Here is a 25,666-nt window from a genome sequence, read left to right on the forward strand (position 1 = left end):
CAATAATTACAAAAAGAAAATATAATTTGACTTTAGTATATAACTTTAATATATAGTAGGAGAAATATAATGAATAATAAGAGAAAAGGTGAGATAGGAGAGAAGATTGCAACGGAGTACCTATTATCAAGAGGAGCAGAAATATTAGAATCTAACTATAGAATAAAATTGGGAGAAATAGATATAATCACTAAGATAAATGATGAATTAGTATTTGTAGAGGTAAAGTCACGAAGTAATATAAACTATGGTTATCCTTCGGAAGCTGTTAATTATAAAAAAAGATCAAAAATAACTTCAGTAGCTAAATACTATATTCTAAAAAACAAGCTAAATAATATTCCTATCAGATTTGATGTAATAGAGATATACCTAAAGGAAAATAGGGTAAATCACATCACAAATGCCTTTTAGAAAGGAAAGAAATGATAAGCATTATTAATTCTAGTAATATAATTGGAATAGAAAGTTTTTTGATAAAAGTAGAGGTTGACATAACCAATGGCATACCTAGCTTTAGTATAGTTGGCTTAGCAGGAACAGAGATAAAGGAGTCAAGAGAGAGAGTTAAATCTGCAATAATAAATAGTGGTTATAAATTCCCAAACTCTAGAATCGTTGTAAATCTATCTCCTGCAGATATGAAAAAAGAGGGTTCTTTTTTTGATTTACCTATATCCATAGGTTTGTTAAGAAATCTCATAAAAAGGGAGGATTCTTATCTAGAAGAAACTGTATTTGTAGGGGAACTGTCCTTAGATGGAAGAATACAGAGAATTAGAGGTATATTGCCAATAATTATAGGTGCAAAAGAGCAGGGAATAAAGCGAATTTTCATACCTACAGAGAACATAAAAGAAGCTTCATTTATAGAAGGTGTAGATGTGGTAGCAGTAAGAACACTTAACGAATGTATATCTTATTTGAATGGAGATCTAAGTGCAAGCCAAGAGCAGGAAATTTCAACTAAAAAACTTAGTATAAATAGTAATAAAGATGGAAAATCTGAATACGAAGAGGATTTTGAGGATGTAAAAGGCAATTATTTTGTCAAAAGAGGTGCTGAAATATCTGCAGCAGGAAACCATAATTTACTTATGATAGGACCACCAGGTTCAGGTAAAACCATGATTGCAAAAAGGATTAGGACTATATTGCCGAATATAAGCAAAAAAGATATGATAGAGATTAGCAAAATCTATAGTGTATCGGGACTAATTGATGAACATATAGGGATAATTGATAAGATGCCATTTAGATCTCCGCATCATACAGCTACAAAACAGGCATTAATTGGCGGTGGAAGTGATGCAAAACCTGGAGAAGTTGTTTTGTCTCACAAAGGGGTTTTGTTTTTAGATGAGATAGCAGAGTTCGATAGAAAGATACTAGAAACATTGAGGCAGCCTATAGAGGATAAATATATTAATATTTCTAGAGTGAGATACAACATAAAATATCCGTGTAATTTTCTTCTAATCGCGGCGATGAATCCATGTCCGTGTGGGTATTACATGTCAAATACAGAGTGTAAATGTAGAGCATATGAAATAAACAGATACCTAAATAAAATTTCGGGACCATTATTAGATAGATTTGACATTTTTGTCGAAGTAAATCCTGTCTCATATGATGATTTAAACACATTTAAAAGATCAGAAACATCTGAGGAAATAAAATATAGAGTAGAGAATTCTAGGAAAATACAGTCAAAGAGATTCAAAAAAGATACTATAGAAACCAACAGCGATATAAAGTCATCAAGCCTACTTAAGTATTGTAGTTTGGATAAAGATGCTTCATCTACAGTAGAGTTGATATTTAATAAATATAGACTAAGTAATAGAAGTTATACAAAACTATTAAAAGTGGCAAGGACGATAGCGGATTTAGACGACAGTGAGTTTATAAATTCAAATAATATTATAGAAGCTTTTTCTTTTAGAAAGGCTTATTATAATTATTTTAAATAGAGGTGTGTCATGGAAAAAAATGATGTCTATTTATGGTTAAAATCTATAAGTGGAGTAACAGATAAAACAATAGAAAAGATAGAGGATAGTATAGAAGATATAGAGGATTTAATCTACTTTTCTGATAAGGAAATTTATAATTTGCAAAATATAAATTTAAATATAAAGGAAAATATAGTAAAATATAAAAGTCGTGCTTACCTAGATAATATAAAGGAAAAATTATATAAGAAATCTGTTAAGTACGTTTGCAAGAATCATGATGATTACCCAGAGAAGTTAAGGAATATATATAATCCACCTAAGGTATTATTTTACAAGGGGGATATAAGCTTACTTAAAAAGAATTTTAATATAGCTATGGTTGGCTCTAGAAAGCCATCTTCATATGGCATAAATTGTGCAAAAACAATAAGTAAAAAACTCTCTAATGATGGAGTAGGTATAATTAGTGGCTTGGCCCTTGGAATAGACTCATATTCCCATTTGGGATGTTTAGAAGGTATGTCAAAAACTATAGCAGTATTAGGTTCTGGAGTTGACAATCCACTTCCAAAACAAAACATAGGACTTTCGGATAAAATATTAGCTGATGGAGGACTTATATTATCTGAATATGGTATTGATTCAAAAGTATTTCCTTATAATTTTTCAAATAGAAATAGAATAATAAGTGGCTTAAGTGAAGGAGTAATAGTAGTAGAAGCAGCTATGAAAAGTGGTGCGCTTATTACCGTTGACTTTGCTTTGGAACAAGGAAAGATGGTGTTTGCAGTACCTGGCAATATAAATTCAGAGATGAGTAGGGGATGTCATAAAATAATAAAAGATGGAGCCAAATTAATAGAAAATATAGATGATATATTAAATGAGTACAACTTGATTACAATTAATAATGTTGAAAATAATAATAATTGTGATAATATAGTTTTAAATGCTGAATACAAAAAAATAATTGAACTTATAAAAAAAGAAGGTAGCTTGCATATAGATAAGATTTGTGATTATACTGGTATAGAAATAAAATATATCAATTCAATTTTAAATGAATTAGAACTAAAAGACCTGATAATAGAGATGAATAATAAAACTTATAGTTTAAATTTATAATATATAGTGGGGGTGTGGTGTTATGGCCAAAACATTAGTCATCGTAGAATCGCCTGCAAAAGCAAAGACCATAGAGAAGTTTTTGGGAAAGAGCCATTATACGGTTAAGGCTTCAGTAGGGCATGTAAGAGATTTACCTAAAAGTAAATTAGGTGTGGATATAGAAAACAACTTTGAACCTAAGTATATAAACATAAGGGGAAAAGGTGATGTAATAAAGGGGCTTAAGAAAGAAGCAAAAAAGGCCAAGCGTGTGTATTTAGCAACTGACCCTGATAGAGAGGGAGAAGCTATATCTTGGCATTTAGCTCATATATTAAGCTTAGATGAAAATGAAAACTGTAGGATAGAATTTAACGAAATAACAAAAGAAGCTATTAAAAAGGCAATAAAGAATCCTAGAAATATAGATATAAACCTGGTAGATGCACAACAAGCAAGAAGGGTACTTGATAGATTACTGGGATATCAGATAAGTCCAATATTATGGCAAAAAGTTAGAAAGGGTCTAAGTGCAGGAAGGGTTCAATCAGTAACTACAAAACTAATATGTGATAGAGAAAAAGAAATAAATGAATTTATACCAAAAGAATATTGGACAATAGATTTAGGTGCGAAAACTGAGAGTGGAGAAGGAATCAACTTAAAGTTTTATGGAAAAAACAATAAAAAGATGGACCTTGAAAATGAGTCTGATGTAAATAATATTTTAGAGCACATAAAAGATAAGGACTTATTTGTAGAAAGCATGGAATCTAAAACAAGAAGAAAATCAGCACCTAAGCCATTTACAACAAGTATGTTACAACAGGAAAGTGCAAATAAACTTTCTTTTACAACTAAAAAGACAATGATGATAGCCCAAGAGCTATATGAAGGTATAGATATAGATGGTGAAGGTACTGTAGGTCTTATATCATACATAAGAACTGATTCAAAAAGAATATCAGAAGAAGCTAAGGAAAAGGCTAAAAGCTATATTTTAGATGAATTAGGAGACAAGTATTACAAAAATAATTCTGAAAAGAAAGAAAGTAAAAACAATAAAAAAGTTCAGGATGCTCATGAGGCTATAAGACCGACATCAGTTGAGAGAACACCTGATAGTATAAAAGCTTCACTGAGTAAAGATCAGTACAAGTTATATAACTTGATTTGGAGAAGATTTGTTGCAAGTCAAATGGAGGATTCAGTTTTTGATATTATAAATATAAATTGCAATATGGGCGAGGTTATATTTAAGGCAACTGGTTCAACTATGAAGTTTGATGGGTATACGAAAGTATATAACTTTACAGAGAGAGAAGATAAGATATTGCCTAAAATAGAAAAAGGTGATATTTTAAATGTTGAAGATATAATCCCAGACCAACATTTTACTCAACCTCCAGCAAGATATACAGAGGCCAGTTTGGTAAAAACATTGGAAGAACTAGGTATAGGAAGACCAAGTACATATGCTCCTACCATAGCTACTATATTAAATAGGGAATATGTAGAAAAGCAAGGAACAAGTCTTCATCCGACTGAACTTGGGATAGTTGTAACCAATATTCTAGAGAGCAACTTCCAAAAATTTATAGATGTTGATTTTACGGCTAATATGGAAAACCAATTAGATGCCATAGAGGAAGGCAATACAAATTGGAAAGATGTAGTGTCTGAGGCTTATGAACCTCTAAAAGAGGCTATAGAGGTAGCGATTGAAAGTATAGAAAAAATAAATATGGATGAAGAAACCGATGAGATCTGTGAGAACTGTGGCGAAAACATGGTCATAAAATACGGAAGATTTGGTAAGTTTATGGCGTGCAAAAACTATCCTGAATGTAAAACAACTAAGCCTTTAGTAAATAAAATTGGAGTTAAATGTCCAAAGTGTGAAGAAGGAGACATAATACTTAGAAAGTCTAAAAAAGGTAAAGCTTTTTATGGATGTTCTAATTATCCAGAATGTGACTTTATTTCTTGGAATAAACCAACTGGAGAAAAGTGTAAAATATGTGGAGCGTACACTGTAGAAAAGACTACTAAGGCTGGTACTGAATTTGTATGTTCTGATAAAGAGTGTAATAAATCTAATAAATAGTGAAATTACATAAAATACGGAAAATTGGAAAAAATCAAAAAGTTATATTGAAAAAAAAGGTAAGATATGATAACATGACAATTGTGTGACTTTGTTAAAATTAAAAATCATTGTAGATAATATTTTGAAAATATAAAAAATAGTAAATCAGCCGAAATTTCATAAGGAGATGATTAGTATGGCAAGTGAAGTATTACAAAAGACGAGAAAGATAAATAGAACATTACAAACTAGTGGGGGAAGTAATGTTTCATTTGATTTGTTAGCAGGTTCGTTGAGCGAGGTTTTAAACTCTAATGTTTATGTTATTAGCGCTAAAGGAAAAGTACTAGGTTTTCATCTTAGTGATGTTGAGGATAGCTCAGTTATAGAGGATGAAACTACAAAGCAAAAGAGATTCCCTAAAGAATATACAGAAAATATGCTTAAAGGTGATGAAACACTAGATAATTTAACAGGTCAAACATTGCTAGATGTATTTCCTTTCGAACACGATAGATTAGAAAAGTACACTACAATAGTTCCTATACTTGGAAGCGGGCAAAGACTAGGAAGTCTTGTGCTTTCGAGATATAATGACAAATTTAATGATGATGATTTAGTAATAGCAGAGTATAGTGCAACAGTTGTCGGTATAGAAATATTGAGATCTATTGGCGAAGAATTAGAAATCGAAATGAGAAAGAAAGCTGTTGTTCAGATGGCAATAGGAACACTATCATATTCTGAATTAGAAGCAGTTGAGCACATATTTAATGAGCTAGATGGTAAGGAAGGACTTTTAGTTGCAAGCAAGATTGCCGATAGAGTTGGGATAACTAGATCAGTTATAGTTAATGCTCTTAGAAAATTTGAAAGTGCGGGAGTAATAGAATCTAGATCATTAGGAATGAAAGGAACTCATATAAGAATCTTAAATGATAAGCTTATAGATGAGCTAGATAAGTTAAAAAATAATCAATAATAAAATAACAATCTAATTATATTGAAAATAAAATAACAATCTAATCATAAAAAGTATCTATAACAATAGATACTTTTTATGATGTTTGGAAAGATTTATTAATATACAATCAAATCACCTAATGACGGATGGATGCATATAAAATTAGAGGTTTCAAAAAAGATAAAAGGCTATATAATAATTACTATAATGATTAAACAAATTAACGTTAGGAGGAGCTATATGCAACCACTAGCAGATAGATTGCGACCAAAGAAAATAGAAGAGATGATAGGTCAAACGCATATAATTGGAAAAGGAAAGATAATTAATAAGCTTATAGAAAATAAGAATATCCCGAATATGATTTTATATGGACCTCCTGGTACTGGTAAAACAACATTGGCCAATATAGTGGCAGATGTTACCGGCAAAAAATATGTAAAGTTAAATGCTGTAAACTGCGGAGTAAAAGATATCAAAGAAGTTATTGATTCTGCTAAAAGAGATTTATTTTCCTATAATGGAATAATTCTTATGTTAGATGAGATTCAGGCATTAAATAGAAAACAACAACAGTCGCTGCTTGAGGTTATTGAAGACGGATCTGTAACTTTAATAGCTAGTACTGCAGATAATCCGTATTTTGTAGTTTACAAGGCTATTTTAAGTAGAAGTACTATATTTGAGTTTAAGACTATAGAAAAGCAGGATATATTAAGAGGGCTTAAGAGAGCTGTCAAAAAGCTTGAATTAGACTCTAATTATGAATCTATAAATGTAGAAGAGAAAGCCTTAGAGTATATATCAGAGACATGCAATGGCGATATGAGAAGTGCACTTAACAAGTTAGAACTGGTATTTAATATAGGGATAGATATTGGTCTAAACCTTGTAAATATAACTTTAGATAATACAATTGAATGTTCTAGTATAAAAATACTTAATTACGATAAAGGTGGAGACGACGGATATTCAATACTATCAGCATTTCATAAATCATTAAGAGGATCGGATGCTGATGCGTCTATACATTATTTGGCTAGACTAATTAAGGCAGGTGACATTCAAGGTATAACTAGAAGATTGTTATGTGTTGCCAGTGAGGATGTAGGATTGGCTGTTCCACAAGCTATAACAATAACTGAAGCCTGTGTTCAGGCTGCACTTCAGCTAGGATTTCCTGAGGCTAGGATACCACTTGCACAAGCTACAATATATTTAGCGCAATGTCCTAAATCAAACTCGGCGATTAATGCTATAGATCAAGCACTATCAGATTTAGATAATATAGAGACAGGAGATATACCTCTGCACCTAAAAGACTCACATTATGCAGGAGCTAAGGATTTAGGGAGGGGGAGTGAATATAAATATCCTCATGATTATGTAAACCACTATATAAATCAGCAATATTTACCTGATCCTATAAAGGATAAGAAGTATTACATTCCAGCAGAGAATAAAAATGAAATTGCATTTGATAGGTATTGGAAGAATTTAAAGAATATTAAATAATAAATTGTATTTTAATTAGTTATAAACCTTTTAATTAGTTATAAATTCTTTATTTATGTTAAATGTTTGGTGTATAATTTATATAAATAGTAATTATTTATGCATTATTATCTATATAATATATAGAATTTCCAGTTAAAAATAGTATATATCTACATAAGGCGTTATATATTGGAGGGGGATTATGCTTATAAAGATTGATAGTAGTTATAATGATAAGGTTATAAACTATTTAAAAAGAGAGAGAGAATATAATTTAACACCAATTAATGACATAAATAAGTATGGATATGACCAAATGTTTTTTAATGTATGGGCTCAGGTCAATAGTAGAGGAGATATAAAGGCTATAATATTAAGGTATTTTAATATCATCAATCTATATTCTTATGGGGAATGTGATATACGTGAGATTTATAACTTAATTAAGTACTTTGATTACACAGAAATTACAGGAAAATATAGTACATTGAAACAATTACAAGACTATATTAATTTTCAAAAAAGTAGAACTGTCAACCTTTGCAAATTAGATACTGAGAAGTTTTTTGATATGATGAAAAATATAGAAAATAAAGGTACTAAAGTAAAAAGGGTGAAATATAGGAATCTAAATAAGATAGTTAAGTTATATGAAGCTATAGATGAATTTGAGAATACTACTATAGAAAATATAAGGTATGGATTAAAATCTGGAAGAGGTTATTACATAGATGACAATAAAAAAATTGTGTCTATGGCAAAGAGCACATCAGAAGGCAATGGTTATGCAATGGTAATAGGAGTAGGAACAGATCCTGAATATAGAAATAAGGGGCTTGCCACAAAGTGTATGGCTAGACTTTGTTTGGATCTTATTAATGAGGGGAAAATACCCTGCCTGTTATATGATAATGAAGTAGCTGGAAAAATGTACAAAAAACTAGGATTTGAAGAAATTGGGAAATGGAGTATATGTTATAGGTAAGCACAATGTAACAAATTAAAAGTATATTAATTATGTTATATTACAAAATTAAAATTTAAGATCATAAAATTAGTTTATTGAATTTAATTATTATCCAAATTTATTAAGGTAGAGCAGGAATTAGCAACATATTATTTCTTGTTCTACTTTTTTTATAATGTATGGGAAATTATATTCATTTCAAAAAATTATTATTTTAAAAGTTTTAGGTAGAAAATTTTTTTTGTTTATATAAATTTAATTCTAAGTTTAGGCTTATAATATCGGGGTATAAATATCTTATATTCAATTCATACAAAAATAGTATGAATTAAATCTTGACAAAAATAGTCGGGTATAATAAAATAAATTTGAAAGTAATTACTACTGAAATAGTATGAATTAGATTTAGGTATAGAGGGTGATAAATATGAAGCTGTCAACTAAGGGCAGATATGGTTTAAAAGCTATATTTGAATTATCACTTAATCAAGATGATGGACCGATTCCTTTAAAATTAATTGCCAAGAGGCAAAACATATCGGATCAGTATTTAGAACAGATATTTTTAACATTAAAAAAGGCTGGTTTGGTAAAAGGTGTGAGAGGAGCTCAAGGAGGATATTTGCTCGGCAAAGATGCTAAGGAAATAACCGTGGGTGATATACTTACAGCATTAGAAGGTCCAGTTTCTTTATCTGATTGTGTGTTAAATGAAGATGTATGTGAGAATTCAAATACATGTGTAACAAAAATTGTTTGGGAAAAAATCAAAAATGGTATAGATGAAGTAATAAGTTCTATTACTCTTCAAGACATGATAAACGATTACAACAAAAATAAATTAGAAAACGATATAACTAATATAAAAAAATAGATATGGAGATGAATATGATGGAAAAAAGAAGATTATATATGGATTACTCTGCAACCACTCCTGTTAAAAAGGAAGTATTAGATGAAATGATGCCTTACTTAACAGATTATTTCGGAAATGCATCTAGCTTCCATACATTCGGAAGAGAAGCTAAAAGTGCTTTAGATAAGGCAAGAGAGCAAGTTGCAAGTCTTATAAATGCAAAGCCAAATGAAATCTATTTTACAGCTGGTGGTTCAGAAAGTGATAACTGGGCTTTAGAAGGAATAGCTTATGCCAATAGAAACAAAGGAAATCACATAATAACATCAAAAATAGAACATCATGCGATACTTCATACATGTGAGTACTTAGAAAAACATCATGGTTTTGAAGTAACTTACTTAGATGTAGATGGCGAAGGTAGAATAAGATTAGAAGATTTAAAAAATGCTATAAAAGATACAACTATACTAATAAGTATAATGTTTGCAAATAACGAAATAGGTACTATACAACCTATAAAAGAAATAGGACAAATAGCAAAAGAGCACAATATAGTATTCCATACAGATGCAGTTCAAGCAGCTGGAAATATACCAGTAGATGTTAAAGAATTAGAAGTAGATTTAATGAGTATGTCTTCTCATAAAATATATGGACCAAAAGGTGTAGGAGCTTTATATATAAAAACAGGAACAAAACTTCATAACTTTGTTCATGGTGGAGCTCAAGAGAGAAGAAGAAGAGCTGGTACTGAGAATATACCAGCAATAGTTGGATATGGTAAAGCTGCTGAATTAGCAAAGGCTAATATGGACAACCATATATCTACTCTTACAAGACTTAGAAATAGATTAATGAATGAAATATTAGAGAGAATACCAAACACTAGAGTTAATGGTAGTGTAGAAAATAGATTACCAGGGAACATAAACTTCTCATTTGAGTTTATCGAAGGAGAGGGAATATTATTACTACTAGATATGTTAGGTATAGCAGCATCAAGTGGTTCAGCTTGTACGTCTGGTTCATTAGATCCTTCTCATGTTCTTATGGCAATAGGTCTACCACATGAGATAGCTCATGGGTCTTTAAGACTTACAGTAGGAGATTTTACAACTGAAGATGATATAGATTATATAGTAGAAAATTTACCGGGAGTTATAGAGAGATTAAGAAGTATGTCACCTCTTTATAACGAATCAAAAAAATAAATTCAACAAAATATTGTATTTACAGGAGGGAAAGATTATGCAATACAGTGATAAAGTAATGGAGCACTTCATGAACCCTAGAAACATAGGAGAAATAGAAAATGCAAGTGGAGTAGGCGAAGTAGGAAATGCTAAATGTGGAGATATAATGAAAATATTCTTAGATATAGATGGAGATATAATAAAGGATGTTAAGTTCAAAACATTTGGATGTGGTTCAGCAATAGCTAGTTCTTCTATGGCTACAGAAATGATAAAAGGAAAAACAATACAAGAAGCTTTAGAATTAACTAATAAAGCAGTTGCAGAAGCCCTAGACGGCTTACCACCAGTAAAAATGCACTGTTCAGTATTAGCAGAACAAGCAGTAAAAGCAGCATTAATAGATTATTCTAAAAAGAATAATATACACATACCAGAATTAGACGATGTGGTTATAGATGATGATCATCATCATGATATAGAAGAAGAAGCATAAATTATAAAAATCTTCGGGGTGGATTGTTCTCCCCGAAGATTTTTTAATAATGTGACAACTTTTACTTTTAAAAAAATGACAAAATATATATAATATATAAGACGAGGTGATATGATGAGCAAGAAAAAAGTAATGATAGGTATGAGCGGGGGAGTAGATAGTTCAGTAGCAGCATATCTTCTAAAAGAGCAAGGATATGATGTTATCGGAGTAACTATGAAATTATGGCAAGATGATGACGATGATTTAATAGAAAATGAAGGTGGTTGTTGTTCTCTAGCAGCTGTAGAAGATGCTAGACGTGTTGCAGACAATATAGGTATACCATTTTATGTTTTAAATTTTAGGGAAGTTTTTAAAGATAAAGTTATAGATTATTTTATAGATGAATATTTAAATGGGAGAACACCTAACCCATGCATAGCTTGTAATAAGCATATAAAATTTGATGATTTTTATAAAAAAGCGAGACAAATAGGCTGTGACTATGTTGCTACAGGTCATTATGCAAAAATAGAAAAGGATGAAGAAAAAGGTAGATATTTACTAAAAAAATCAGTTACGGATAAAAAAGACCAAACTTATGCACTTTATAATATGACTCAAGAACAATTAGAACACACATTGCTTCCTATAGGTAATTATGAGAAAGACAAGGTACGTGAAATAGCAAAAGAAATGGGTATGAACGTCCATAATAAACCTGATAGTCAAGAAATATGCTTTGTAAAAGATAATGACTATGCAAATTACGTTAAAAGACATTCAAATAAACGTATTGAGGAAGGATTTTTTGTAGATACTAAAGGCAAGGTATTAGGAAAACATAAGGGTATAATAAATTATACAATAGGCCAAAGAAAAGGTTTAGGAATAGCATTTGGTAAACCTATGTTTGTTGTAGATATAGATCCTAATAGAAATACAGTTATTCTTGGAGAAAATGATGATATATTTAGTAAGGAACTTATAGCTAAACAAGTCAACTTCATACCTTTTGATGATATAAAAGAGCCTATAAGGGTACAAGCTAAGATAAGATATTCAGCAAAACCATCTCCTGCTACAGTATATAAATGCGGTGAGGATAGTATAAAAATAGTATTTGACGAACCACAAAGGGCCATAACAAAGGGTCAATCAGTTGTTATGTATGATGGAGATGTAGTCATAGGTGGAGGAGTAATAGACGAAAGACTATAATAAGCTATTGATTAATTATTAAAAATCTAGTAATATAACTATATAAAATTTAAATAAAAATGCAATGATTAGGAGTAGTAAACTATTTGATGTATTACAGAGAGAGGAACCCGGTGAGAAGCCTTATAAGTAAGATAGTTGAAGCAGCCTTTGAGCAATAGCCTTGAAATTAAGTAGGGGTTATCGTTAGCCACGTTATAGCTGAGGTTTTCCAAAGATGTCATGATTATTCATGATAATTAGGGTGGTACCGCGAAATTTATACTCGCCCCTATATTTATTATAGGCGCGAGTTTTTTATATGCATAGGAAATTATATTTATTTTCAAACTTGCTTATAAGTATAATTTAAATATACGCATCTTACCAAACATTTATTATTAAAAAGTTTAATTATATTATAAATAATATGTAAACATTAAGGAGGAAACAAAATGCAAAAGATGGGATTAAACGAAATAAGAAGCAGATTTTTAAAATTCTTTGAATCTAAGGATCACTATGTTAGAGAGAGTTATTCACTAATACCAAATAACGATAAGAGTTTATTACTTGTGAGTGCTGGAATGGCTCCTTTAAAAAATTATTTTTCAGGGGTTGAGGTTCCACCTAGTAAAAGAATGAGTACATGCCAAAAGTGTATAAGAACAGGTGATATAGAGAACGTAGGGATAACAGCTAGACACGCTACATTTTTTGAAATGTTAGGTAACTTCTCATTTGGAGATTATTTTAAGAGAGAATCTATAAAGTGGGGATGGGAGTTTGTAACAGAACATCTAAACATGCCAGTAGATAAAATATGGGTAACTGTATATGAAAATGACGACGAAGCTTATGATATATGGTCAAATGAAATGAATTTTCCAAAAGAAAGAATAGTGAAGCTAGGAAAAGATGATAATTTCTGGGAAATAGGTATAGGACCTTGTGGTCCATGTTCAGAGATGTACTTTGATAGGGGAGAAGAATATGGATGTGACAACCCAGACTGTAAACCAGGTTGTGATTGCGATAGATACCTAGAGTTTTGGAATCACGTATTTACTCAATTTAATAGAGATGAAGAAGGAAACTACAACCAATTAGAAAATAAAAATATAGATACAGGAATGGGACTAGAGAGAATAGGTTGCATAATGCAAGGGGTAGACACAATATTTGAAGTAGATACTATAAAATCTATACTAAATGCTGTAGAAAAAGTTGCTAATGTAGAATATGGTAAAAACCCTAAAAATGATATGTCAATAAGAGTAATTACAGATCATATAAGAGCAGTTAGTTTCTTAGTAGGAGATGGAGTATTGCCTTCAAATGAAGGAAGAGGGTATGTGTTAAGAAGATTATTAAGAAGAGCTGCTCGTCATGGTAAACTATTAGGTATAAAACAGTCATTTTTATATGAACTAGTTGACGAGGTTATAAAAGTAAGTGGAGAGGCATATCCAGTATTAGTAGAAAAAGAAAGCTATATCAAAAAAGTAATAAGAATAGAAGAAGAAAAATTTAGTGAAACAATAGACCAAGGTAGTGAAATATTAAATTCATATATAGAAGAATTGAAAAAATTAGGAAACAAAACTTTGAGTGGAGAAAATGCATTTAAATTATATGATACTTATGGTTTCCCAATAGATTTAACTAAAGAGATATTAGAAGAAGAAAATCTATTAGTAGATGAGGTTTCTTTTAATGAAGAAATGGAAAAACAAAAACAAAGAGCTAGAACTGCTAGAGGAAACATGGATGCAGAGAGTTGGAAAGAAGATCCTTTATCAAAATTAGATACTTCTATATCTAGTAAATTTGATGGATATGAAGTTTTAGACATGACAGGAAAAGTTAAAGCGATAGTTAAAGACAATGAAATAGTAAATTCTGCATCAGAAGGAGATGAAGTTACTATAGTTGTCGATAATACTACTTTTTATCCAGAAGGTGGAGGACAAGTTGGAGACTGTGGAATACTTTTAAATGATAATGCAAATATAGAAGTAGTAGAAACTAGAAAAGGAGCTAATAATAGTATAAGACATATAGGTTTTGTTAAATCAGGAGTTGTAAGTACAAATGATGAACTGAAAACTTTAGTTAATAAAGAGAAAAGAATAGCTTCTGCAAGAAACCATACTGCTACTCATTTACTTCATAAGGCTCTAAAAGAAGTATTAGGAGATCATGTTAATCAAGCAGGATCTTTAGTTAATACAGAAAGGCTGAGATTTGATATAACTCACTTTGAAGCTATATCAAAAGAAGAGTTAAAATTAATAGAAGAAAAGGTAAATGAAGCTATATTAGCTAGTTTAGATATAAAATATGAAAATATGAGTATAAATGAAGCAAAAGAAAGAGGAGCTACAGCACTATTTGGCGAAAAGTATGGTAATAGCGTAAGAGTTGTTTCTATGGGTGACTATTCAATGGAACTTTGTGGAGGAACTCATCTAAAAAATACTTCTCAAGTAGGAATGTTTAAAATATTATCTGAAGGTGGAGTAGCTGCTGGTGTAAGAAGAATAGAAGCTATAACAGGAAAAGCAGTATATGAGTACTTAAAAGAAAAGGAAACTATTATATCTGAGGTTTGCACAAGTTTAAAATCTAAAGAAGAAAACCTACTTCAAAGAATAAATAGTTTATTAGAAGAAAATAAAAACCTAGGAAAAGAATTACATGATGTTAAAACTAAAATGACATTACAATCTAGTGATTCTATACTTGATTCAAAAGTAGAAGTAAGTGGGGTTAGTCTAATAACTAATAAATTTGAAGGTATGGATATGGATACCCTAAGAGAAACTGCAGACAAGTTAAGAGATAAACTTGTTTCTGGTGTTGTAGTTTTAGCTAATATTGCTGACGATAAAGTAAACTTTGTAGTTACAGCTACTAAAGATGTAATAGAAAAAGGAGTACACTCAGGTAACATTGTAAGAGAAGTTGCTAAGGTAGCAGGTGGAAAAGGTGGAGGAAGACCTAATATGGCACAAGCTGGATCAACAGAAATATCTAAAGTAGATCAGGCATTGGATTTTGCAAGTGAAGTAATTAAAACACAAGTAAAATAATATTTACTTAAGGAGGTTTTAATATGGAAAAAGAACTAGATTACACAATGCAATTTGAAGGTATATCTTATGATAAGATGAGTATAGGAGAAACGATAGATTTTGTTTATAAGGCACTAACTGAAAAAGGATATAATCCTACAAATCAAATTATAGGTTATCTTCTTTCAGGAGATTCAAGTTATATAACTAGTCATAAAAACGCAAGATCTATAATAAAGAATTTTGAAAGAGATGAGATATTAGAAGAAATAATAACTCACTATTTGAATAGAAAGTAGGTCAAAATAATGAGGAAAAAGATTCTATCATTTTTAGTAGCAACATTAATCCTTATAACATCTGCTACCCAATATACTTTTGCTGAGGAAAAAGGTAAGGTTATATTTATATCTATGGACAGGACAAACCTTGTAAGTATGATGCATATTCAAGCTTTAAAAAATGAGCTGGAATATAGAGGTTATATTGGCCTAATGAATATAAGAGGGGACAAGGGAACCGATGATCCTAGGTCTTATGCTAGTATGGGTGCAGGGTGTAGAGCTAACTTGATGGTTAAAGATGAGTATATTGATTTTACGAATGTAGACGTAGATGCTGCTAAAACTTTTGAGGTAGCAACAGGTAAAAAAGCAAAGAAGATAAATTATCTAACTATTAATAAGTCGATAAATGAGAATTTTGAAAATGGAGAGTATGGAGCTACATTAGGATCACTAGGACAAACATTATCAGAAAATGGATTAAAGACAGCAGTAATAGGAAATGCTGATATAATCCAAAATGGCGAATTGATAAAAAATAGAAATATAGGGTTAATCGCTATGGATAATTATGGAAGGATTGATGCTGGTAATGTAGATGACATAGATAAAAAGGATCCATATATGCCGTTTGGAATTTCAACTGATTATGATAAGTTGATTAAAGAAACAAAAAAATACTATAGCGAGAATGATGCTATATTTGTTGAACTTGGAGATACATATAGATTAGATATGTATAGATTAGCTTTAAATGAAGATACGCATGCTAAAATGAAACATAAAATAGGAAAAAATATAAGCAAATACTTAGATGAAGTATTTAAAATGGTAGGGGAAAATGATACTGTTTATATAACAAGTCCTTTTCCAAGTGATTTAGATTATAAAAATAGAAGAAGACTTTCTCCGATTATAAAAATCAAAGGGGAAGGAAAAGGAATATTGACATCTTCGACAACTAGAAGAGAAGGTATAGTTGCTAATTTAGATGTTGGAGTGGATATATTAACTGAACTTGGACTAAAAAATGATGTAATGATAGGTAGATCTTTAAAAAACATAGAAAAAGAAGATAATTCAGATTATTTATTAGGGGAATTCGAAAAAATAGTATCAATATCTAATATAAGAGCAGGAGTTATAAATACTTTTGTAGGTATTATATCTGCATCTTGGGTAATAGCTATGTTTGCGGTGATATTTAGAAAGCGAATACCAAATAATGAAAGAGTATTTCCAGTGCTTAAGGAATTTATAAAGTTAGGTATAATAATGCCGCTGTCATTTTTATTATCACCTATTATGAACCTAAAGACCCCGTTAACTATATCAGCGGGTATAATACTAACGACAATAATTTTCTATATTATAGGTAAAAAATTCTTTAAAGATGACTTAAAACATATGGGATTCTTTGCGGGATTGACTATATTACTTATAACTATTGACTCTATTTTTGGAACTTACTTGATGCAAAATAACATAATGAGTTATGATGCCATAATTGGTGCTAGATATTATGGAATAGGTAATGAATATGAGGGAATAACTATAGCTAGTGCGATATTCTCCTTAGCTGTCTTGCTAAATTATAAAAGAATACCTAAGTGGCTTGTAGCAGTTTTTTCGGGTATAATACTTATAGTGAGTGCCTATCCTTCAATGGGAGCAAATGTAGGTGGAGCTATTTCTGAATGTGTAGCTTATCTATTATTCTTATTACTTATATTTGATGTAAAATTAGATTTTAAGAAGTTTTTACTTCTTGGGTTAGCGGCAGTAGGTGTAGTGGTATTATTCGCTGTATTAGATATAGTATCTGGAAGTGAATCTCACTTAGCTGTGTTTACAAATCAAATACTATTAGAAGGGCCTAGTGCTATAATACAGACGTTTACTAGAAAAATACAAATGAACTTAAAATTAGCACAGACTAGTGTTTGGGTAAATATATTGCTTGTTGGAATAGCCATAATAGCAGGTCTTATATTTAAGCCATCTAAACATTTTAAAAATATATCAGACAGGTATCCAGTCATATTTAAGGGATTTGTTGCTTCTATGGTTGGATGTATAGTAACTCTTTTGGTAAATGACTCGGGTATAGTAGCTGCTTCTACAGCATCTATATATATACTGATACCTATTATAATAATGAGTATAAACATGATAATATTTGAGGACAAACAGTAGTTAATGTATAAATTAAAATTAGTCAGGAAACTATCCTGACTAATTTTATAATTAAGTAATTGAAAATATATTTTAATTATAAAAATAAGGTAGTTAGAGAATAAGGAGAAAAATATGTTAGATGGAAGAATAATGGGACTAGATATAGGAGATAAAACCATTGGAGTTGCAGTAAGTGATTTAATGGGTCTTACTGCACAAGGAGTTAAAACCGTAAGAAGAGTAGGCAAGAAAAAGGATATTGAGGAATTAAAATCTATAATATCTGAAAGACAAGTAAACAAAATAGTATCAGGTCTTCCTAAAAATATGAATGGAACACTAGGACCACAAGGAGAAAAGGTAATAAAATTTTGTGAGTTATTAAAATCAGAAACTGGTCTTGAAATAGAGTTTTGGGATGAGAGGCTATCTACAGTGGCAGCTGAGAGGTCTTTATTGGAGGCTGATGTAAGTAGACAAAAAAGAAAAAAGGTAATAGACATGTTGGCAGCAGTAATAATTCTTCAAGGATACTTAGATATGCAAAGAAATTTATAAAAGATATATAAAATTATATATTTATGAGATATAATATAAATAATAAATAAAAATTTGAGGTGAATCATATGGAAGATAACGTAATTAACTTAATAGACGAAAATGGTGTAGAAAGTCAATTTGAAATAATATTAACGTTAGAGGCGGAAGGAAAGGAATATGCTATATTGATGCCTTTAGATGATGAAGAAGCAGAAGAAGCATTAATATTTAGAATAGACCAAGATGAACAAGGTGACATACTTCTTCCTTTAGAAAATGACGATGAATATGAAACTGTAGTTGCTGTATACAATGCAATAATGGAAGAAGAAGGATTAAATTACGAAGAAGATGAGCAATAATATCTGATTATATTATTTATCTAAAAAGGGTTGTCGCACTAAAAAATAGTGTGACGCCCTTTTTGCGTAAAAATAGAAATAATTATACAAAATATATAATATTTATAGTTATATATAAGTTTAATTTAGTGAGTATAGGGAAAAATAGATACTAAATTAGAAAAAGGTGTTGATAAAATGAAAAATAGAAAATTTATTTTAATTTTAATAATGTTCATTTTTACCTCTTTCGTATTAGAAACTAGAGAGGTTTATTCTTTTGACAAAGGAAAAGATAAAAACAATAAAGTAGATAATATTCTTCTTATAGGAGAAGACGACAAAGGTGAAACTGGAGTAGCCAGATCTGATACAATGATAATTCTAACTATAAACAAATCTAGTAAGTCTATAAAGTTAACATCTCTTACAAGAGATACTTTAGTAATGATACCAAATAAAGGATATGAAAAACTGAACCATGCCTATGCTTATGGTGGACCTAAGTTACTGTTAAAAACAATAAATGATAATTTCGATATAGATATAAAAGATTATGCAGTAGTAGATTTTAAATCATTTATTGAAATTGTAGATATACTAGACGGAGTAGATATATCTATAGATGAAAGAGAAATAAATCATTTAAATAAGGTAATAGAAACATGTTATAGATTAGATAGCGCTAAAAAGGGTAATATAGAATATATAAGTACTACAGGAGAACACACACTTAATGGATATCAAGCTCTAGCATATGCCAGAATTAGAAAAATAGATACTATTTATAATAGAGATCAAAGACAAAGAGAAATACTATCGAGCATAGCACATAAATTATCTAATACATCAATTAAAACATATCCAGCTATAGCTAAAAGTTTAATTAAACACGTAAAAGTTAATATTTCTATAGATAAAATTATGAAATTAGCATATATAGCTCATGATTTTGCTGGATATGACATAGAACAAATGGAGTTTCCAAAAAGAGAGTATAGATCAGAAGGTAAAATAAAAGAAAATGGTATGTTTGTAATTAAATGGGATAAAGAAAAAAATATAAGTGATCTTAAAAAGTTTATTTACGAGTAAATAGTGTTTTTTACTTCAAAAAACAAAGTTATAGAAATAGATTGACAAAAGTGCTGTTATCAACTACAATAATTAAAAAGGATTATCAATTGAAAAATGAGGCGATATTATGAAAAATACGATAGATGTACTAAAAGATAAATTAAAGGAAACTGGTTTTAAAATTACACCTCAGAGGAGGGCTATTGTAGAAATACTCTTAAAAAATAATCACACTCATCTAAGTAGTGAGGAAATATATGATTTAGTAAGAGTGGACTGTCCAGAGATAGGTCTAGCTACTGTATATAGGACTATGCAGTTATTAGATGAAATAGGAGCAATTTCTAAACTTAATTTAGATGATGGTTGTATAAGATATGAGATTTGTTTGAACAAAGAGGATAGTCATAATCATCACCATCTTATATGCAAAAAATGCGGCAAAATAATGGAAGCAAAAGAAGATTTATTAGATAGCATAGAGAGTGAAATACAGAAACTATATAATTTTGAGATACTAGACCACGACGTTAAGTTTTATGGATTGTGTGAGGATTGTAAATAAGTACTAAGCAATAACGATACAATATATACTTACAAAATAAGAGAAAGTATACTTGTCTAAGGCCTTAGATGGGTATACTTTCTTTTTTATAATATGGATGTATAGTATTTAGCATTAAATACCTTTGATAATCGAGTATATTATAAGTGATAATAATATCAATATAAACAGGATTTCAAGTAAATTGCTTAGGAAACCTCCAACTCTTAAAAATCCTAATGAAATTTTTTTGTCACTTATTGGGTAAAATAAAGGTACGCCCTGTTTTGTAAATAGGTCTCCTAAAAATATATGGCTTGAATAACCAAGTGTACCAAAAAATGATAAATGGGATATATTATATAGTAGTTCTATTTGCTTTAATATAAAATATATAAGTCCAATTGAGAAAATACTATGTGAAAAGCTTCTATGTTTAAGCCAGGGAAATATACTAAGTATTAAAATAAATAAAATAAGGTATATTTGAGCTTTAATTAGGTACAAGCATCCTGCTAAAAGTATAAAAATCAAAGATAGAAATATTTTTCTCAAAACATTATGGGTAAGTTTTGATTCTATAATTACTATAGACAAAAATGTTATTATAGCACTTAAATAAAAGCTATCATTTATACTTATAGATATAAAGAAAATAATAATATTAATAGCGTATATTAATATCTTATATATAAATTTTGAAATATTTTTTTTGAGGAAAAAATTTGAAACAATAGAACTAGATTCATCTAAATCAGGAAGTATCGAAAAAATAGCAGATACAAATATATTTAATGCATTTATAGGTATTTTAAAAAGTATGGAAGCTTGTATAGCTGCTAATATACCTATTGTACAGTGGGTTTTACCGCGCATATATCCTCCTTAATATGAAAAAACTTCTGTTTGAGTATTTACAATAAAGCTATACTTATTAATGTAATTAGTATAGAATATCACTTTATAGAAACTTATAAACAAGAATTAATATATTAGAGAATATCAGAATAGTATAAGTTTGTCAAAATAATACGTTAAATGTATTTTAAATATGGCTTAAATTATAATAAAAATTATGATACAATGATAATAACTGGTAAAGAGTGCGTGATTTGATATTAATTTAAATTATAGGACGTGTTTAACTTGAAAATTTAATAGACAAGAGGAGATGAGGCAATTGTTAAAAAAGAATGTCAACAAGATAAAAGTAATGGCTTTAGGTGGACTTGGAGAAATCGGTAAGAATATGACCGTTATTGAATATAGGGATGAGATAATTGTTATAGATGCGGGGCTTAGTTTTCCAGAAGACGAGATGTTAGGGGTAGATATAGTTATACCGGACATAACTTACTTGGTAAAAAATAGAGATAAGATTAAGGGTATATTTATTACACATGGCCATGAAGATCATATAGGAGCACTTCCGTATGTTCTAAAGAAGATAAATGTTCCAATCTATGGTTCTAAGCTTAGTATAGGACTTATACAAGTTAAGTTAAAGGAACACAAGATGAATAATGTTAGGCTAAATGTAGTAGACCCTAGACAAGTTATAAAGCTTGATAATATGGAAGTAGAATTTATAAGAAACAACCACAGTATACCGGACGCCTGCTCAATAGCTGTTCACACAGACGAGGGAATAATATACCATACAGGAGACTTCAAGATAGATTTAACACCTATAAGTGGAGATGTTATGGACATGCATAGGATTTGTGAACTAAGTGAAAAGGGCGTTATTTTAATGTTAGCGGATAGTACTAATGCGGAAAGACCAGGTTCTACTATGTCAGAAAAAACTGTTGGAGTAGGGCTAGATGATTTATTTAGAAAAGCAGAAAATAGTAGGATAATAGTTGCTACGTTTGCTTCTAATATACACAGATTACAACAAATTATGAACACAGCGGGACATTTTAATAGAAAAGTAGCTATATCAGGTAGATCAATGGTTAATGTGGTTAGTGTAGCTAAGGAATTAGGTTACCTAGAAATTCCAGATGATATGCTAATTGACTTAAATGATATTGGAAAATACCAAGATCATGAGTTGGTATTAATAACAACTGGATCACAAGGAGAACCGATGTCAGCTCTTGCTAGAATGGCTAGTTCAGATCATAAAAAAGTAGAAATTAAAAGTGGCGACTTAGTTATAATATCAGCACACCCAATACCAGGGAATGAAAAATCTATATCAAAAGTAATAAACTTTTTATTTGAAAAAGGTGCAGAAGTAGTATATGACGATGCAGATATACATGTTTCAGGTCATGCATGTCAAGAAGAATTAAAGCTTATGCACAGATTAGTAAGACCAAAATTCTTTATGCCAGCTCATGGAGAATATAGAATGTTAAAGAAACACTCTGAAATAGCTCAAGAATTAGGTATGAACGAAGAAAATATATTTGTTATGCAAACAGGAGATGTTTTAGAGTTAGATAAAAATAGTGCTAGAGTTAGTGGCCGTATACCGACAGGAAATATACTAGTCGATGGTTTAGGTGTTGGAGATGTTGGAAATATAGTCCTAAGGGATAGAAAACACTTATCAGAGGATGGTCTTATGATAGTAGTTGTAACTATTTCAAAAGAAGAGGGTAGAGTACTGGCAGGCCCAGATATAATATCTAGAGGGTTTGTTTATGTGAGAGAATCAGAGGATTTAATGGATGGAGCTAAAGCCATAATAAAGCAAGTTTTAAAAGAATGTGAAGATAAGAACATAAAAGAGTGGGCTTATTTAAAGAATAATATAAAAGAAAATTTAAAAGAATACCTTTACCAAAAAACTAAGAGAAATCCTATGATACTTCCTATAATTATGGAAGTATAATAAATAAAAAAGAATATGATTTATTAGTCATTATAAAAAAAGATTGAATATAATTTAATATATTCAATCTTTTTTAGATTTTTGACATTAAGAAAGATTTAAATTTAGTAAGGGGGATTTGCTATGGGGGTATACGATACTGCAACTAAGTTGGCTAGTGAAATAAAGGGAAGCAAGGAGTATAAAAGTTTTAGAAAAAATATGAAAGATGTAAAGAATGACAAGAAATCTGAGGAACTTTTGAAAGAGTATAGAGATATGCAAATTTATATTCAGGGTTTAGCAATTAAAGGTAAAGAGTTGGACAAGAAAATGGTTAGAAAGCTAGAGACAATACAAAAAAAGGTTGCTAATAATATAAAGGTATCTAATTATTTAGACAGTGAAGAAAAGTTTGCTCAAATGATGAATAATATAAATAAAATAATAGCTGATGCAGTAGAAAAAGACTATAGATAAGTAATATAAATAATAAATTTTGGGAAAGATATAATATAAAGAAAGCTTCACTATAAATAATATCAGAAAGGCAATTTAAGTAGTTAACTATGAGAGTATTAGTTATAAAAATCAATCTAAGGGCAAACTGGGTACACTCTTTAAAAGAAAAGAGAATGGTAGTAAAGAGCCTTATAAAAAAGCTACAAAATAAATTTAACGTTTCTGTATCAGAAATAGAAAATCAAGACATACACCAATTAATAACAATAGGAGTCTGTAGTATATCTTTAAGTCAATCACAATCAGATTCAATACTAGAAAATATAATAAGTTTTGTAGAAGAGAATACAGATGCAGAGATTATAGAAATAGAACACGATACAAGTTTATATTAATAGAAATTTTAAAGCCCTTAGTGTTATAACTGAGGGCTTTAAATATCCTCTCTATTTATGTATATATTAAGTCGATAAATCGCAAACTAATAAAGCTAGTAATAAACTAAGGCAGGTAGGAAACTATTCTTAGCTTAAAGTATATTTTTAAATTTTGTATAAACATACCAATCATAATGAGTTAATAGTAGTAAAAACTAAATAATAGATATTTTAAAAATATAAAATTAACTATCATAGAATTAGGAGGTATATTCATGCAAACCAAATATACTAGGACGTTTCGAATAAAAAATAGAGCAAAGTGAAAGAATAATTTAAAATAAAAGTTAAGAGGTGACAATGATGAAGAAGTTTATAAGTATGGCATTATCTTTTTTACTTATAGCCACTCCAGCTAATTTGGCTTTTGCGAGTGATAAAGAAAAAGCTCCATTAAATATATCATCTAAATCAGCAATTTTAATGGATGTAAATAGTGGACAGGTTCTTTATCAAAAAAATCCACACGAAAAATTACCACCAGCTAGTGTAACCAAAGTAATGACCATGTTACTTATATGTGAGTCATTAGAAAAGGGAAAAATCAAACTAGAAGATGAGGTACAAATTAGTGAGGAAGCATCAAGTATGGGTGGAAGTCAGATATTCTTAGAAGCAGGAGAAACGCAAAAAGTAGATACACTATTAAAAGGGATAGCAGTTGCATCAGCAAATGATGCCTGTGTAGCCATGGCTGAGTATATAGCCGGAAGTGTAGAAGGTTTTGTGGATATGATGAACGACAGAGCAAAAGAATTAGGTATGAAAGATACTCATTTTGTCAACACAAACGGGTTGCCAGTAGATAATCACTATACATCGGCTAATGATATAGCTATAATGTCTAGAGAATTATTGAAACACGAAATGATAAGCAAGTATTTAACAACATGGATGGATCAAGTGGTAGTTGGCAAAAAACAGTCTACTATAGGACTTGCAAATACAAACAAAATGGTAAAACATTACCAAGGAGCTACAGGGGTTAAAACAGGATTTACCCAAGAAGCAAAATACTGTTTATCAGCATCTGCAAAAAGAGGAGATACTCATTTAGTAGCAGTTACACTTAAGGCAGAAACATCACCTGAAAGATTTAAAGATGCCTCTAATATATTAAACTATGGATTTGCAAATTATGAGAGTGTAAAGATATGCAAAAAAGGCGAAGATATAGCCAAGCTTAATCTAGATAAGGCTGAGGATGAAAAAGTTAGTCTAGTAGCAAAAGATGATTTATCAGTACTTCTAAAAAAAGGTGCCAATAGAAAATTTACTAAAAAAGTAAACTTAAATGAAAATTACGATCTCCCTATAAAAAAAGGTAGTGTTCTTGGAAAAGTTCAAGTTTATAATGATAAAAAGCTTGTAGGAGAGTTAGAACTAGTTAACCAAAAAGATATAAATAAAGCAGGCTACCTAAAGATGCTTCAAAGAGTAATAGATAATATGATTTAATAAACACAAAGAAGAGGAGTCTAAGGACTTCTTTTCTTTGTTTTAAAGTATAATTTATAGACATTAAATATAAAAATTTTGATTATGACATTATAAATTGGTATAATAGTAATAAAATGTTTATTAGGA

23 protein-coding genes and 1 other annotated feature are annotated in these 25,666 nt (G+C 29.9%); of the genes, 22 read left to right on the top strand and 1 reads right to left on the bottom strand.

All coding sequences use genetic code 11. The features are described 5' to 3' along the window. The first annotated feature begins 69 nt into the window (after nt 1-69). From BUB34_RS01560 to BUB34_RS01645, 18 genes are all read left to right on the top strand, one after another. Nucleotides 70-414 (top strand): YraN family protein, encoded by a 345-nt coding sequence (locus BUB34_RS01560; RefSeq protein WP_073123562.1) that lies wholly within the window; start codon nt 70-72, stop codon nt 412-414. Between the two features lie 11 nt (nt 415-425). Next, a complete protein-coding gene (locus BUB34_RS01565; RefSeq protein WP_073123564.1) occupies nt 426-1,973 on the top strand; it encodes a YifB family Mg chelatase-like AAA ATPase in 1,548 nt (515 codons plus the stop codon). A gap of 9 nt (nt 1,974-1,982) precedes the next feature. Next, entirely contained in the window at nt 1,983-3,083 is a 1,101-nt protein-coding gene (gene dprA, locus BUB34_RS01570; RefSeq protein ID WP_073123566.1) for a DNA-processing protein DprA, read from the top strand. Between the two features lie 22 nt (nt 3,084-3,105). Further along, a complete protein-coding gene (topA, locus tag BUB34_RS01575) occupies nt 3,106-5,172 on the top strand; it encodes a type I DNA topoisomerase (RefSeq protein WP_073123569.1) in 2,067 nt (688 codons plus the stop codon). A 178-nt stretch (nt 5,173-5,350) separates the two neighbouring features. Continuing rightward, the gene (codY, locus tag BUB34_RS01580) at nt 5,351-6,136 is read left to right on the top strand and encodes a GTP-sensing pleiotropic transcriptional regulator CodY (protein WP_073123571.1); all 786 of its coding nucleotides are present in this window, start codon (nt 5,351-5,353) and stop codon (nt 6,134-6,136) included. A 222-nt stretch (nt 6,137-6,358) separates the two neighbouring features. Next, on the top strand, nt 6,359-7,633 hold the full coding sequence (locus BUB34_RS01585) for a replication-associated recombination protein A (RefSeq protein WP_073123573.1): 1,275 nt from the start codon (nt 6,359-6,361) through the stop codon (nt 7,631-7,633). 184 nt (nt 7,634-7,817) lie between these two features. After that, nucleotides 7,818-8,600, top strand: coding sequence for a GNAT family N-acetyltransferase (locus tag BUB34_RS01590; protein ID WP_073123575.1), 783 nt, complete (start codon nt 7,818-7,820; stop codon nt 8,598-8,600). Nucleotides 8,601-9,009: 409 nt separating this feature from the next. Then, nucleotides 9,010-9,456, top strand: a complete 447-nt coding sequence (locus tag BUB34_RS01595) for an RrF2 family transcriptional regulator (RefSeq protein ID WP_073123577.1) — start codon at nt 9,010-9,012, stop codon at nt 9,454-9,456. A 17-nt stretch (nt 9,457-9,473) separates the two neighbouring features. Continuing rightward, a complete protein-coding gene (gene nifS / locus BUB34_RS01600) occupies nt 9,474-10,652 on the top strand; it encodes a cysteine desulfurase NifS (RefSeq protein WP_073123579.1) in 1,179 nt (392 codons plus the stop codon). Nucleotides 10,653-10,689: 37 nt separating this feature from the next. Continuing rightward, the gene (gene nifU / locus BUB34_RS01605) at nt 10,690-11,130 is read left to right on the top strand and encodes a Fe-S cluster assembly scaffold protein NifU (RefSeq protein ID WP_073123581.1); all 441 of its coding nucleotides are present in this window, start codon (nt 10,690-10,692) and stop codon (nt 11,128-11,130) included. 111 nt (nt 11,131-11,241) lie between these two features. Then, entirely contained in the window at nt 11,242-12,333 is a 1,092-nt protein-coding gene (mnmA, locus tag BUB34_RS01610; protein ID WP_143153282.1) for a tRNA 2-thiouridine(34) synthase MnmA, read from the top strand. Between the two features lie 55 nt (nt 12,334-12,388). Beyond that, nucleotides 12,389-12,609 (top strand) — a binding site (T-box leader). 158 nt (nt 12,610-12,767) lie between these two features. Further along, complete coding sequence (alaS, locus tag BUB34_RS01615) at nt 12,768-15,407, top strand: alanine--tRNA ligase (protein WP_073123586.1); 2,640 nt, start codon at nt 12,768-12,770, stop codon at nt 15,405-15,407. Between the two features lie 23 nt (nt 15,408-15,430). Continuing rightward, nucleotides 15,431-15,688, top strand: a complete 258-nt coding sequence (locus BUB34_RS01620; protein ID WP_073123588.1) for an IreB family regulatory phosphoprotein — start codon at nt 15,431-15,433, stop codon at nt 15,686-15,688. Nucleotides 15,689-15,697: 9 nt separating this feature from the next. Then, nucleotides 15,698-17,869 (top strand): hypothetical protein, encoded by a 2,172-nt coding sequence (locus BUB34_RS01625; RefSeq protein WP_073123590.1) that lies wholly within the window; start codon nt 15,698-15,700, stop codon nt 17,867-17,869. A gap of 114 nt (nt 17,870-17,983) precedes the next feature. After that, nucleotides 17,984-18,409, top strand: coding sequence for a Holliday junction resolvase RuvX (gene ruvX, locus BUB34_RS01630; protein WP_073123591.1), 426 nt, complete (start codon nt 17,984-17,986; stop codon nt 18,407-18,409). A 68-nt stretch (nt 18,410-18,477) separates the two neighbouring features. Further along, complete coding sequence (locus BUB34_RS01635) at nt 18,478-18,753, top strand: DUF1292 domain-containing protein (protein ID WP_073123593.1); 276 nt, start codon at nt 18,478-18,480, stop codon at nt 18,751-18,753. A 177-nt stretch (nt 18,754-18,930) separates the two neighbouring features. Further along, a complete protein-coding gene (locus BUB34_RS01640) occupies nt 18,931-19,827 on the top strand; it encodes an LCP family protein (RefSeq protein ID WP_084120085.1) in 897 nt (298 codons plus the stop codon). A 109-nt stretch (nt 19,828-19,936) separates the two neighbouring features. Further along, complete coding sequence (locus BUB34_RS01645) at nt 19,937-20,374, top strand: Fur family transcriptional regulator (protein ID WP_073123595.1); 438 nt, start codon at nt 19,937-19,939, stop codon at nt 20,372-20,374. A gap of 114 nt (nt 20,375-20,488) precedes the next feature. Here the strand turns inward: BUB34_RS01645 and BUB34_RS13940 are convergent, their stop codons facing one another. Next, nucleotides 20,489-21,229 carry a metal-dependent hydrolase gene (locus tag BUB34_RS13940; RefSeq protein ID WP_073123597.1) on the bottom strand — a complete coding sequence of 247 codons (741 nt, stop codon included), beginning with the start codon at nt 21,227-21,229 and terminating at the stop codon, nt 20,489-20,491. A gap of 295 nt (nt 21,230-21,524) precedes the next feature. Between BUB34_RS13940 and BUB34_RS01655 the strand changes: the two genes are divergently transcribed. The 4 genes from BUB34_RS01655 (at nt 21,525) to BUB34_RS01670 (ending at nt 25,537) form a co-directional block, all read left to right on the top strand. Further along, on the top strand, nt 21,525-23,201 hold the full coding sequence (locus BUB34_RS01655) for a ribonuclease J (RefSeq protein WP_143153283.1): 1,677 nt from the start codon (nt 21,525-21,527) through the stop codon (nt 23,199-23,201). A gap of 123 nt (nt 23,202-23,324) precedes the next feature. Then, entirely contained in the window at nt 23,325-23,660 is a 336-nt protein-coding gene (locus BUB34_RS01660) for a YlbF family regulator (RefSeq protein WP_073123601.1), read from the top strand. Nucleotides 23,661-23,749: 89 nt separating this feature from the next. Next, complete coding sequence (locus BUB34_RS01665; RefSeq protein WP_073123603.1) at nt 23,750-24,037, top strand: DUF503 domain-containing protein; 288 nt, start codon at nt 23,750-23,752, stop codon at nt 24,035-24,037. Between the two features lie 345 nt (nt 24,038-24,382). After that, nucleotides 24,383-25,537 carry a D-alanyl-D-alanine carboxypeptidase family protein gene (locus BUB34_RS01670; RefSeq protein WP_073123605.1) on the top strand — a complete coding sequence of 385 codons (1,155 nt, stop codon included), beginning with the start codon at nt 24,383-24,385 and terminating at the stop codon, nt 25,535-25,537. Nucleotides 25,538-25,666: the final 129 nt, after the last annotated feature.

The sequence above is a fragment of the Asaccharospora irregularis DSM 2635 genome (assembly GCF_900129815.1).
Taxonomy (GTDB): Bacteria; Bacillota; Clostridia; order Peptostreptococcales; family Peptostreptococcaceae; genus Asaccharospora; species Asaccharospora irregularis.